This is a genomic window from Ideonella sp. WA131b, assembly GCA_023657425.1.
Taxonomy (GTDB): domain Bacteria; phylum Pseudomonadota; class Gammaproteobacteria; order Burkholderiales; family Burkholderiaceae_C; genus Rubrivivax.
The window spans coordinates 1,502,289-1,515,248 of record JAGTJW010000001.1 but is presented as its reverse complement, the minus strand read 5'-3'; the positions used below and the strand labels follow the sequence as shown (position 1 = coordinate 1,515,248).

Sequence of the window (12,960 nt, the reverse complement as noted above, 5' to 3'; positions counted from 1 at the left end):
GGCCAGGCCAGGCGCCGCGCGCAGCCCGGGCTGTACGCCCGGGCCAGCGTGGCAAGGCCGCAAGGGCCCCGAAATCGGCCCAGCCCGAAGGGCCGGGGCTGGATTTCTGCCGCCCACGCTCCCAGCCCAAGCCACGACCACCTGCCTGGTGTTCGAGATGCCGGCGCGCTGAGCGACTGCGAAGACATGAGCCGCGCCCGCGCCGGTCGCCACGGGCAGCCAGGGACTTGAGGGCCGGGAACCCGGCCCCATCTCACGGGCTCAACGACAGACCCAGACCTCGAGAGTGTCCATGTCCCGCGCCTTCTCACGCCTGCTGTTCACTGCCACGGCCCTGGTGGGCCTGGCGGCCGCCGTGGCCTTCGTCGCGCTGCCCGCGCTGGGGCAAGGCCGCATCGAGGCGCAGCCGCGCGCCGTCGCGCCACGCGGGCCGCTGGCAGCCGATGAGATGGCAAACATCGAGCTGTTCAAGAAGGCCAGCCCCTCGGTGGTGCACATCACCAGCCTGGGCGTGCAGCGGGACCTGTTCAGCATGAACGTGCAGCAGGTGCCGCGCGGCACCGGCACCGGCTTCGTCTGGGACGCAGCGGGCCACATCGTCACCAACTTCCACGTCATCCAGAACGCCAACGGCGCCAAGGTCACGCTGGCCGACCAGAGCAGCTACGAGGCCACCCTGGTGGGCGCGTTCCCCGACCGCGACCTGGCGGTGCTCAAGATCGACGCGCCGCGCGACAAGCTGCCACCGCTGGCCCTGGGCGCCAGCCGCGACCTGCAGGTGGGCCAGCGCGTCTATGCCATCGGCAACCCCTTCGGGCTGGACCAGACGCTGACCATCGGCATCGTCAGCGCGCTCAACCGCGAGATCGAGAGCTTCAACAACCGCACCATCCGCGGCGTGGTGCAGACGGATGCGGCCATCAACCCCGGCAACTCGGGCGGGCCGCTGCTCGACTCCGCCGGCCGTCTGATCGGCGTGAACACGCAGATCGCCAGTCCCAGCGGCGCCAGCGCGGGCATCGGCTTCGCCATACCGGTGGACGAGGTCAACCGCATCGTGCCGCGGCTCATCCGCGACGGCCGCTTCGTGCGCCCCGCCCTGGGCGTGACGGCCGGCTCGCTGCAGCTGCACCGCGCGCTCAACCTTCCCAAGGGTGTGGCGGTGGTGCAGGTGGGCCGCAGCTCGCCGGCTGCGCGCGCCGGGCTGCTGCCTTTCAGCCGCGGCAACCGCGGCGAGATCGTCATGGGGGATGTCATCACCGCCATCAACGATGAGCCGGTGGAGAGCCTGGACGACATGCTGGCGGCCCTCGAACGGCGTCAGCCGGGTGACGCGGTGACGCTGCGGGTGTGGCGCGAGGGGCGCACGCGCAGCGTGGAAACACGCCTGGCTTCCAGCGACTAGGCGCGTGGGCGGCAGAAATCCAGCCCCGCGTTGGGCCGACTTCCAGGCCTTGGCGAAGATGTCGCGCCAGGTGCCGGACTCGCAGCTCACCTGCAGCCGGCTGCCCGAGGCGATCGACTGCCCGAACGGCCTGCATGCCCAGACCGGCGGCACGGCATGAGCCCTTGGCCCGATCTCGCCTGGCTCGCGGCGCTGCAGCAGCCCCCGCTGGCTCTGTCTTGGACGCCGCCCGAGTGGGACCAGCGCGTGCGCGTGACGCGCCGGCTGCGGCTGCCGGGGCGGCTGGCCGAATCCGTGATGGACGCCGGCCTGGCGCCGAGGCCGACAGCAGCGATGCCTGAGACGCTGTGAACGAAGCCGCCGCGGCAGCCGCGGGTGGGACAATTCGGCGTGCGCACCGAGGTCCACCCCGCCCCATGAAGATCCTGCTCACCGGCGCGGCCGGATTCATCGGCATGACGACGGCGCTGAAGCTGCTCGCACGTGGCGACTCCGTCCTGGGGCTGGACAACCTCAACGACTACTACAGCGTGCAGCTCAAGCGCGACCGCCTGGCGCGGCTGACGCCGCACCCGCACTTCAGCTTCGTGCACATGGACGTGGCCGACCGCCCGGGCGTCGAGAAGCTTTTCGCCGAAGGCGGCTTCGACCGCGTCATCCACCTCGCCGCGCAGGCCGGCGTGCGCTACTCGCTCGTCAACCCGCACGCCTACGTCGACAGCAACATCGTCGGCTTCATGAACATCCTGGAGGGCTGCCGCCACGCGGAGGTGCAGCACCTCGTCTACGCCAGCAGCTCCAGCGTCTACGGCGGCAACACGCGCATGCCGTTCTCCGAGCACGACAGCGTCGACCATCCGGTGAGCATGTATGCCGCCACCAAGAAGGCCAACGAGCTGATGGCGCACACCTACAGCCACCTGTTCGGCCTGCCGACCACGGGCCTGCGCTTCTTCACCGTGTACGGGCCCTGGGGACGGCCGGACATGGCGTTGTTCCTGTTCACCAAGGCCATCCTCGAGGGCCGGCCGATCGACGTGTTCAACCACGGCCACATGCGCCGGGATTTCACCTACGTGGACGACATCGTCGAGGGCGTGATCCGCGTCACCGACCGTGTGGCCACGCCCCACCCGGCGTACCGGTCCGACAGCCCCGACCCCGGCAGCAGCCATGCACCCTACCGCGTGTTCAACATCGGCAACCACCAGCCCGTGCCGCTGCTGGACTTCATTGCCGCCATCGAGGACGCGCTCGGCCGCAAGGCCACGAAGAACCTGCTGCCGCTGCAGGACGGCGACGTGCCCGCCACCTACGCCGACGTCGACGCCCTCGCCGGATGGGCCGGCTTCGCGCCGGCCACGGACATCCGCAACGGCATCGGGCGCTTCGTCGAGTGGTACCGCGCGTACTACCGGGTGTGACAGGCCCGTGACTCGCGGCCGGTGGCCGAAGCGCCTCAGGCGCGCGCGAGCTGCGCCGCGAAGCAGTCGATGGTGCGGCGCAGGCCGGGCTCCAGCGCAGTGGTGGGCTCCCACTGCAGGTGCTGGCGCGCCAGCGCGAGATCGGGTTTGCGCTGCATCGGGTCGTCGCTGGGCAGGGGCCTCTTCACGATGCTGCTGCGGCTGCCGCTGAGCGCGATCACCTTCTCGGCAAGTTGCAGGATGGTGAATTCGCCCGGGTTGCCGATGTTCACCGGGCCCGTGAACTCGTCCGGTGTGGCCATCAGCTTCAGGAGGCCGGCCACCAGGTCGTCCACGTAGCAGAAGCTGCGGGTCTGCGCCCCTTCACCGTAGACGGTGATGGGCTCGCCCTTCAGGGCCTGGACGATGAAGTTGCTCACCACGCGCCCGTCGTTCGGGTGCATGCGCGGGCCGTAGGTGTTGAAGATGCGTGCCACCTTGATGCGCAGCCTGTGCTGGCGGTGGTAGTCGAAAAACAGCGTCTCGGCACAACGCTTGCCCTCGTCGTAGCAGCTGCGGATGCCGATGGGGTTGACGTGGCCCCAGTAGTCTTCGGGCTGCGGGTGCACCTGCGGGTCACCGTAGACCTCGGACGTGCTCGCCTGAAGGATCTTCGCCTTCAGCCGCTTGGCCAGACCCAGCATGTTGATGGCGCCGAGCACGCTGGTCTTGGTGGTCTGAACAGGGTCGTGCTGGTAGTGCACGGGACTGGCCGGGCAAGCCAGGTTGTAGATCTCGTCCACCTCCACGTACAACGGGAAGGTGACGTCGTGCCGCATCAGCTCGAAGCGGGGATGCCCCAGCAGGTGTGCCACGTTGTCCTTGGTGCCGGTGTAGAAGTTGTCGACACACAGCACATCGTCGCCGGCCTCGATGAGGCGCTCGCAGAGGTGCGAGCCGAGGAAGCCGGCCCCCCCGGTGACCATCACGCGCCTTCTGGTGCCGTAGATTCTCATCGCAGCCTCGTCGGCGGCCCCTGCCGTCAATCTGCCATGGTAGCGGTGAGGCCTGCCCCCGGCTCTGCGCGTTCTTTGGCGGACTGCGCGGACCCGGCGCGTGGGCCTCCTGCGTGCCGTCGATGTCGGGGTGCTGCCCTCAGGGCAAGGGCAAGCCGTAGTGGCCCCAGCCGTCATCGCCGTGCAGCAGCTTGAGGCCGCGGTCCTTGCTGAGAGGCTCTCTTGGCTTTCAGGTGGGTTACCGGGCATGGGGGTTGACCGAGGCGAAGTCGAGCTTGCCGGCGATCAGGAAGATGACGGTTCTGATGGTGTCGAAGCTGGTGAAGCCGCGAGCGCGGCGCTTCGAGGAAGCCGTTGGTCTGGCGGGTCTGCGCCCAGGCGACGACGCCTTCGAGGTGGCGGCGTACCATGGCTGCGACCTCCTTCATGGGCTCGACCCTGGAGCGCAAGACGCAGGTGCACCAGTGCTTGAGCATGTCGCGCACCACGTGGATCCGCTTGCGCTCGAGGATCTCGCGCAACTGCTCCTTGTAGACCCACGCCCGCGCGGTACGCACGGTGGTCATCCTGGCGATCAGGGCGTCCAGATCGGCGGCGTCCTCGGGCCTGAGGCTGGCGCGATCCTTCAGCAGCGACCAGCGCATGCCCTTGAGGGACTTGTCGCTGCGTTGCTCGATGCGCCGCATCTTGTCCACCGCCGCGTTGGCGTGCCAGATGAAAGTTGTCTGGAAAAGTCCCTGGAGCGCGAGAAGGTCACCGGTCTGACGGCCGTGCTGCCGCTGTCCATCCAGGTTTCGGCGCTCGAGGGGCCGACCGCCATCGGCGGGCCCCTGCGCTGCTTCGTCAACAACGGAGGCCCTACGCAGCACCAACCACGCGGCCAGACGGCAGCGCCGCACTCGACCCAACCGCGCTGCTGGCCCGGTGCAAGAATCACATGTCCGGCTGCATGGTTCCACACGGCATCGAGGCCATGGCCGGTCCGCTGCCGCGCAGCCCCAACGGCAAGATCGACCGCAAGACGCTGTCCACCGGTTGGCAGGCGCGGCACCTCCGACGAGCGCCGCGTTCGGGCGCTGCACCCACCGACTCCCTCCAGAAAGCTCCCCACATGAAGGTCACGATCTTTGGCGCCGGCTATGTCGGTCTCGTCACCGGTGCCTGCCTGTCCGAGATGGGCAATCATGTCGTCTGCGTTGACGTCGATGCGCGCAAGATCGAGCGGCTCCAACGCGGCGAGATTCCCATCCACGAGCCGGGGCTCGACGCGCTGGTGCAGCGCAACGCCGCCGCCGGCCGGCTGCAGTTCACGCAGGACACCGCGGCCGCGGTGGCACACGGCACGCTGCAGATCATCGGTGTGGGCACGCCGCCCGACGAAGACGGATCGGCCGACCTGCAGTACGTGCTGGCCGTGGCGCGCAGCATCGGCCGCCTGATGACCGACTACAAGGTGGTGATCGACAAGAGCACGGTGCCCGTGGGCACGGCCGACAAGGTGCGCTCGGCCATCGCCGAAGAGCTCGCCGCGCGGGGCGTGCCCCTGGAATACGCCGTGGTCAGCAACCCCGAATTCCTGAAGGAAGGCGCGGCCATCGACGACTTCATGAAGCCCGACCGCATCGTGGTGGGCAGCGACGACGCGCGCGCCACGCTGCTGATGCGCGCACTGTACGCACCCTTCATGCGCAACCACGAGCGCCTGGTGGTGATGGACGTGAAGAGCGCCGAGTTCACCAAGTACGCCGCCAATGCCATGCTGGCCACGCGCATCAGCTTCATGAACGAGCTGGCGCGGCTGGCCGACCGCGTCGGCGCAGACATCGAGTGGGTGCGCAAGGGCATCGGCAGCGATCCCCGCATCGGCACGCACTTCCTCTACCCCGGCACCGGCTACGGCGGCAGCTGCTTCCCCAAGGACGTGAAGGCGCTCATCCGCACGGCACGCGACCACGGCGTGCCGCTGCGCGTGCTGCAGGCCGTGGAAGACGCCAACGAGGCGCAGAAGATGATCCTGGTGGAGCGTGTGGTGCAGCGCTACGGCGACGACCTCGCCGGCCGCACGTTCGCGCTGTGGGGCCTGGCTTTCAAGCCCAACACCGACGACATGCGCGAGGCGCCCAGCCGCGTCGTCATCGGCGAGCTGCTCGCGCGCGGCGCCTCGATCCGCGCCTACGACCCCGTGGCCCTTGCTGAGGCGGCGCGCATCTTCGGCGTCACCCCGGGGCTGACGCTGGTGAACTCCGCCATGGCCGCGGTGCAGGGAGCCGATGCGCTGCTCATCGCCACCGAATGGCGGGAGTTCCGCACCCCCGACTTCGATGCGCTGAAGGCCGCGCTCCGGCAGCCCTTGGTGCTGGACGGCCGGAACCTGTATGAACCGGCGCTGATGGCGGCGATGGGCATCGACTACGTGGCGGTCGGCCGAGGGGCCCGCGTGGGCAGTACCCCGTTGTAGGCCCGAAGCCGCGCGCTGCTCCGCCAGCGCGTGGCCGAACTGCGCGCCGCGATGCCGCGCTCGGTGAAACTGCACTACGCGATGAAGGCCAATCCGATGCCGGCCGTGGTGGTGTTCATGGCCGGCTTGGTGGGCGTGTTCGGCGGCGGGGCCGGTGCCGTTGCGGCTGCGCTGGCGCGCACAGGCCGCGCAGCGCCCGCTGGCCCCGGGCGACGTGGGGGCGACGGACGCTGGCAACGGGCCGAGTTCGAACTCACTGGCGGGGAGCCCCGCCGCTGCGACCCGCTGGCGCCGGCGCTCACCGAGGCCCTGCTGGGCCTGCTGGGCTTGGGTCTCGTCGACAGCCTGTTCGACATGCCGAGGGTCGCCTGGCTGGGCCTGTGGCTGCCGGTGGTGGCCCTCACCCTGCTCGCGCCCGCATCGGCCTTGTCGGCACGGGTCTGCGGACAGCGCCCCGGCATGCGCCCACCCGCTGGCTAGAATCATCGGCTTTTCGCCTTCCCTGTGCCCCTGCCCGTGGCCGCCGCGCCGCAGGGGCCGACTCCGGCCCGAGGATCACCCGCCGTGTTCATCACCAACGCCTACGCCCAAGCCGCCCCCGCCGCCGCCTCGAGCGGCACCGACACCCTCTTCAGCCTGCTGCCGCTGGTGCTGATGTTCGTGGTGCTGTACTTCATCATGATCCGGCCGCAGATGAAGAAGCAGAAGGAGCACAAGGCCATGATCGAGGCGCTGGCCAAGGGCGACGAGGTCGTCATCGCGGGCGGCCTGATGGGCAAGATCGCCAAGTTGGGTGACAGCTACCTTCACGTCGAGGTCGCCAACGGCGTGGAGCTGCAAGTGCAGCGCGGTGCCGTCATCCAGGTGCTGCCCAAGGGCACTTTCTCCACCGCCAGGTGAATTCAGCCCGGTGTCCGGCTGGCGGGCACGCTCGTCGGGCCGGCACCCGGCGGTGCTGACAGGCCTCGGCCAAGGAACCGTCCATGAACCGCTATCCCTGGTGGAAGTACGCGATCCTTCTGGTCGCGCTGCTCCTCGGTGCCCTGTACACCGCGCCCAACTTCTTCGGCGAGGCGCCGGCGGTGCAGGTCTCGGCGGGCAAGAGCACGGTCAAGGTCGACGAGACCACCCTGGAGCGCGTGCGCAGCACGCTGGCCGGCGCCAGCATTCCCGTTGAGCTGCTGGCCATCGAGGGCAGCTCGGTGCGCGCCCGCTTCGGCGACACCGACACCCAGATCAAGGCCAAGGACGCCATCGCCCGCGCGCTGAACCCCGACCCGGCCGACGAGCGCTTCATCGTGGCGCTCAACCTGGTGTCGCGCACGCCGCAATGGATGGCCAGGCTGCGCGCGCTCCCCATGTACCTGGGCCTGGACCTGCGCGGCGGCGTGCATTTCCTGATGGAAGTCGACATGCGCGCGGCGCTCCGCCAGCAGATCGACGGCTACGCCAGCGATGCGCGCAACGCGCTGCGCGAGAAGCGCATCCGCTTCTCGGGCATCACGCGCGAGGCCGAGGGCCTGACCGTCGGGCTGCCCGAGCCCGCCACGGCCGACACCGCGCGCGACCTTCTGGCCGAGCGCATGCCGGCAATTCAGTGGGCGGTGCAGGCCACGCCCGAGGGCACGCGCCTGGTGGGTCGGCTGCAGCCGCAGGCCGTGGCCGAGGTGCAGAAGCAAGCGCTCAGCCAGAACATCGAGACGTTGCACAAACGCGTCAACGAGCTCGGCGTGGCCGAGCCGGTGATCCAGCAGCAGGGTCTCAACCGCGTGGTGGTGCAGCTGCCCGGCGTGCAGGACACGGCGCGCGCCAAGACCATCATCGGCCGCACCGCCACGCTGCAGATCCGCCTTGTGGAGACCGACCTCTCGGCCGCCGCCGAAACCGTGCCCGAGCGCATGGGCCCCGGCGAAACCATGCCGCGCATGGTGGGCCTCAGGCGCGACGTCATCGCCACCGGCGAGCAGCTGGTGCAGGCCAGCGCCACCATCGACCGCGACCAGCGCCCGGCCGTGAGCGTGCGCCTGAATGACGTTGCCGGCCGCGCGATGCGGCAGGTCACGCGCGAGAACCTCGGCAAGCCCATGGCCATCGTGCTGTACGAGAAGGGCAAGGGCGAGGCCATCTCGGTGGCCACCATCCAGGGCGAGTTCGGCAACGACTTCCAGATCACCGGCAACTTCACGCCCCAGGAAACCGCCGACATGGCGCTGCTCACGCGCGCCGGTGCGCTGGCCGCGCCGATGGAGATCATTGAGGAGCGCACCATCGGCCCGAGCCTGGGCGCCGAGAACATCGGCAAGGGCTTCAACAGCGTGCTGTGGGGCTTCATCGCGATCGCGGTGTTCATGTGCGGCTACTACATGCTGTTCGGCGTGTTCAGCAGCATCGCGCTGGCCTTCAACCTGCTGTGCCTGATCGCGCTGCTGAGCCTGTTGCAGGCCACGCTGACGCTGCCGGGCATCGCGGCCATCGCGCTCACCTTGGGCATGGCCATCGACGCCAACGTGCTGATCAACGAGCGCGTGCGCGAGGAACTGCGCGCGGGCCTGTCGCCACAGCAGGCGATCCACAAGGGCTACGAGGCGGCCTGGGGCACCATCCTCGACAGCAACATCACCACGCTGATCGCCGGTGTGGCTCTGCTGGCCTTCGGTTCCGGCCCGGTCCGCGGCTTCGCCGTCGTGCACTGCCTGGGCATCCTGACGAGCATGTTCTCGTCGGTGATGTTCTCACGCGGGCTGGTCAACCTCTGGTACGGCCGCCAGAAGCGGCTGAAGTCGGTGTCGATAGGCCAGGTCTGGAAGGGCGGCGAGGCGCGCCCCCAGCTTGACGAGAACAAGCTCTGAGCCGCGGGAGACACGAAAAATGGAATTCTTCCGCATCAAGAGCGACATCCCGTTCATGCGCCATGTACTGGTGCTCAACGCCGTGTCGTTCATCACCTTCTTGGCAGCGGTGTTCTTCATCGCCACCAAGGGATTGAATCCGTCGATCGAATTCACCGGCGGCACCTTGGTGGAAGTGGAGTACGCCAGCACCGCTGACATCAACCGCACGCGCGGTCTGGTCGAGCAACTCGGCTTCGGCGAGGTGCAGGTGCAGAAGTTCGGCACCAGTCGCGATGTGCTGATCCGCCTCCCGGTGCGCGGCGACATGAAGCAGGACGCGGTGTCGACCCTGGTGTTCGACACGCTGTGCAAGGCCGAGCAAGGCAGCGTCGCCACCAAGCAGTACACGACGCCGCAGGGCGAGCAGGTCAGCCGGCCGGCCTGCATCAAGGCCGAGGGTACAGAGCCGCTGAAGCTGACACGGACCGAGTTCGTGGGCCCCAGCGTCGGCGAGGAGCTTTACACCAACGGGGCATTGGCGCTGGGCGTCACCATGCTGGGGATCATGGCCTACCTGGCCATCCGCTTCGAGTGGAAGTTCGCGGTGGCGGGCATCGTGGCCAATCTGCACGACGTGGTCATCATCCTGGGCTTCTTTGCGTTCTTCCAGTGGGAGTTTTCGCTGGCGGTGCTGGCGGCCATCCTGGCGGTGCTGGGCTATTCGGTCAACGAGAGCGTGGTGATCTTCGACCGCGTTCGCGAAAGCTTCCGCAAGTACCGCAAGCTCGACACCCGCGAGACCATCGACCGCGCCATCACCAGCACCATCAGCCGCACCGTCATCACGCACGGAAGTACTCAAATCATGGTGGTGTCGATGCTGCTGTTTGGTGGGCCCACCTTGCACCATTTCTCGGTGGCACTGACCATCGGCATCCTGTTCGGCATCTATTCGTCGATCTTCGTTGCCGCCGGCATCGTGCTGTGGCTGGGTGCCAAGCGCGAGGACCTCATCAAGTTGGGGCCTGCGGAGAGTGATCCGAATGATCCCAACGCCGGGGCCGTGGTGTAGAGTGTTTCGCGTCTCGCTCCGTTAGCGTGCAAGCCCTTACCCAACCATGGCAGTAGCCGCCTCGCCCGACTCGCTGGCCGGCCAGGCGCGGCGGATCTATACCGAAAAGTTGGTCAAGGGTCTGACGCAGGTGGTGAAGTCCACGCTCGACCAGGCGCGCGGGCTGCTGGACAAGCCGACAGAGCATGTCACGATGATGCGGCGGCGTGAGCTGCTGCAAGCGCTCAACAAGGGCGCGCAGGGCTGGCACCACTGCATGGTCGCGGGGCTTCGGCGCGTGCTCACGCAAGGCTCCATTGCCACACGCTCCAACGACCTGCCGCCCCCTGGCAGCCGTCTGGCACTGACGTTGGTGCCCGACGACACCATCGAGCTCGAGATCGTCACCTCGCGGTTGGCGCTGGCGGTGATGGACCGCGCAAGCTGGGAGTTTGCAGATCTGCGCTCCCGGATGGCCCATCTGGAAGGCCGCACCGAGCTGGAACCGCACGACATGCTGCGCGCGCATATGCTGGCGCGCATCGTCTTCGACGCTTGGCGTGGCGCCGGCCTCGATCTGGAGGGCTGGCGCGAGTTGCAGGGCACGCTGCACGACGAAGTCGCCGCGCTGGTGGAGGAGGCTTACCACGAGACCAACCGGTGGCTGGTCGAGCACAAAGTTCTGCCCGAGGTGGATCTGCGCCCCTTCATCCGCCGTTCGCGCAGCCACCCGGGCGCCCAGCTGGGCGGCGGCTGGGGCGACAGCTTCGCCGACGACGGCGATGGCAGTGTGCCCCCGGGGTTGCAGGCCGAGTACGCCAGTTCAGCTGGCTTCCCTGCACCGGAACGCGCTCCAGGCGATTGGGCGGACAGCGGCGGCGGCCGGGCCGGAGACGACGGGGCCATGGTGACGCGCGCCGCGCCTTTGGCACGCAGCCGGGAACACGCCGAGACCTTGCTCGGCCGACTGAACCGCCTGGTTTCCCGGCAGGTCACGGAGTTCGCCCCTAACTCGCTCGGCGCCGGTCTGGATCGGCCGGCTTCGGCGATGTCTCCCGGCTTGGCGCAGGCCATGGACTCGGCCGAGAGGGGCATCCACCAGCGCGTCTGGCCCGCGACGCAGCAGGGCGTTCCGGTGGCCACAACGCCGTTGCTGCTGGACGAGCTGCAACGCCGGAAGCAGGCTCTGAAGATTGCCGCAGACACACCCGAGGAACGCGCCACCATCGAGATCGTGGCGCTGCTTTTCCAGAGCATCCTCGCCGAGGACCGCATTCCTCCGGCCATCCGCGTCTGGTTTGCCCGGCTGCAGATGCCGGTGCTCCGAGTGGCCGTCATCGAACCTGACTTCTTCGCCGCCATCGACCACCCGGCGCGACGCCTGATAGACCGCATGGGCGCTTGTGTGATGGGCTTCGACAGTGCCGCTGGCGTGAACGAGTCGCTGGAGCGCGAGATCAAGCGAATCGTGCAAGTCGTCGAGGCGTACCCAGACACGGGGCGCCGGGTGTTCCAGACAGTGCTGGTCGAGTTCGAGAAGTTTCTTGAACACTACTTCAAGAACGAAAACGAGCTGACGAAACGCGGCGTATCGCTGGCTCAGCAGGTCGAGCAGCGCGAGACGTTGGCCATCCAGTACACCATCGAGCTGCGCCGCATGCTCAACGAAGTACCGGTGCAGGATGGCGTGCGCCAGTTCCTGTTTCAGGTCTGGGCCGACGTGCTGGCCACCTCCGGCATGCGGCATGGCGCGCAGGGCGAGCAGACGAAAGCCATGAAGCGCGCAGCGGCCGACCTCATCTGGAGCGCCAGTGCCAAGGTCACACGCGAGGAGCGCGCCGACGTCATCCGTCGCTTGCCCTTGCTTCTGAAGAGCCTGCGCGAGGGGATGGCAGCCGCCGGGCTGGATCAGGCCGGACAGGACGAGCAGATACAACTGCTGAACAACTCTCTGGCTGCGGCCTTCACTGCCAAGGCGGCTGCAATATCTGACGACCGCCTCCGGGACCTGATGGATCAACTCGAGACGCTCGAGGAGTTGCTTCCAGATGCAACCCACGTGGACATCGACGAGAGCATGGTGCTCGACCTTTCCGGACATCAGATCAGCGGACTCGAGGTCGTGCTTGATGGCGGCAGTCCGCCCACGCCAGCGATGGTGGCTTGGGCTCGCGAGTTGCAGGTGGGCAGCTGGTATCTGTTCGACCGTGGTGGCCATACAGAAACTGTCCAGCTGAGTTGGCATGGCCTTCGGAAGCAACTCAGCCTGTTCGTCACCCCCAAGGGCCGGTGCGTGTTGTTCCAGCAGCACCGGCTCGCAAGCTACCTGCAGGGCGGACTCATCGTGCCGGCGCAGGACGAATCACTCACGGTACGTGCCACACGCAGTGCTCTTGCCAATCTCGACTTCGACGCGTCGCGTTTGATGTCCTAAGGGCAGGATGTCAACGCCAGCAGCCCCAAAGTCTTGAACCACATCGGTTGCCAGCTGCCTTTCCGGTAGGCAAAGCCGCCAAGTGTGGAAGTGAGCGGGAGAAATGGAAACGGGCCCGATTCATTGAATCGGGCCCGCCACACTGTAATTAGCCTGACAATGTCCTACTTTCACACGGGAACCCGCACTATCATCGGCGCAAAGGCGTTTCACTTTCCTGTTCGGGATGGGAAGGAGTGGGACCACCTCGCTATGATCATCAGGCTTGACTTGTCGCCACGTCGTCACAAAGACGCCGCAGCCAATTCATAGAGTCTCAATCAGTTCTTTGATTGCGCAATCACGGCATAACTACTTTCTTC

Annotated in this window: 8 protein-coding genes, 1 rRNA gene and 3 pseudogenes; 9 read left to right on the top strand and 3 right to left on the bottom strand. The window is 67.6% G+C overall.

The window, feature by feature from the left end; translation table 11 throughout:
• The first annotated feature begins 292 nt into the window (after positions 1-292).
• The 3 genes from KA711_06945 to KA711_06935 all read left to right on the top strand — a co-directional run bounded on the left by KA711_06945 (position 293) and on the right by KA711_06935 (position 2,829).
• Positions 293-1,405 carry a trypsin-like peptidase domain-containing protein gene (locus KA711_06945; GenBank protein ID MCM0608717.1) on the top strand — a complete coding sequence of 371 codons (1,113 nt, stop codon included), beginning with the start codon at positions 293-295 and terminating at the stop codon, positions 1,403-1,405.
• A 156-nt stretch (positions 1,406-1,561) separates the two neighbouring features.
• A complete protein-coding gene (locus tag KA711_06940) occupies positions 1,562-1,756 on the top strand; it encodes a hypothetical protein (protein MCM0608716.1) in 195 nt (64 codons plus the stop codon).
• 65 nt (positions 1,757-1,821) lie between these two features.
• On the top strand, positions 1,822-2,829 hold the full coding sequence (locus KA711_06935; GenBank protein ID MCM0608715.1) for an NAD-dependent epimerase: 1,008 nt from the start codon (positions 1,822-1,824) through the stop codon (positions 2,827-2,829).
• A 35-nt stretch (positions 2,830-2,864) separates the two neighbouring features.
• Here the strand turns inward: KA711_06935 and KA711_06930 are convergent, their stop codons facing one another.
• Positions 2,865-3,824, bottom strand: coding sequence for an SDR family oxidoreductase (locus KA711_06930; GenBank protein MCM0608714.1), 960 nt, complete (start codon positions 3,822-3,824; stop codon positions 2,865-2,867).
• A 238-nt stretch (positions 3,825-4,062) separates the two neighbouring features.
• Positions 4,063-4,534: pseudogene (locus KA711_06925) on the bottom strand (transposase).
• Positions 4,535-4,935: 401 nt separating this feature from the next.
• On the opposite strand from KA711_06925, the pseudogene KA711_06920 reads away from it, so the two are divergent.
• The 6 genes and pseudogenes from KA711_06920 (at position 4,936) to KA711_06895 (ending at position 12,598) form a co-directional block, all read left to right on the top strand.
• Positions 4,936-6,252: pseudogene (locus KA711_06920) on the top strand (UDP-glucose/GDP-mannose dehydrogenase family protein).
• A 3-nt stretch (positions 6,253-6,255) separates the two neighbouring features.
• Positions 6,256-6,414, top strand: a pseudogene (locus KA711_06915) (pyridoxal-dependent decarboxylase, exosortase A system-associated).
• Between the two features lie 432 nt (positions 6,415-6,846).
• Complete coding sequence (yajC, locus tag KA711_06910) at positions 6,847-7,182, top strand: preprotein translocase subunit YajC (protein ID MCM0608713.1); 336 nt, start codon at positions 6,847-6,849, stop codon at positions 7,180-7,182.
• Between the two features lie 83 nt (positions 7,183-7,265).
• A complete protein-coding gene (secD, locus tag KA711_06905) occupies positions 7,266-9,131 on the top strand; it encodes a protein translocase subunit SecD (GenBank protein ID MCM0608712.1) in 1,866 nt (621 codons plus the stop codon).
• Between the two features lie 19 nt (positions 9,132-9,150).
• Complete coding sequence (secF, locus tag KA711_06900; GenBank protein ID MCM0608711.1) at positions 9,151-10,185, top strand: protein translocase subunit SecF; 1,035 nt, start codon at positions 9,151-9,153, stop codon at positions 10,183-10,185.
• A 46-nt stretch (positions 10,186-10,231) separates the two neighbouring features.
• Positions 10,232-12,598 (top strand): DUF1631 family protein, encoded by a 2,367-nt coding sequence (locus tag KA711_06895; GenBank protein ID MCM0608710.1) that lies wholly within the window; start codon positions 10,232-10,234, stop codon positions 12,596-12,598.
• A 151-nt stretch (positions 12,599-12,749) separates the two neighbouring features.
• Here KA711_06895 and rrf read toward each other — a convergent pair.
• Positions 12,750-12,862, bottom strand: a 5S ribosomal RNA gene (gene rrf, locus KA711_06890).
• Positions 12,863-12,960 lie beyond the last annotated feature (98 nt).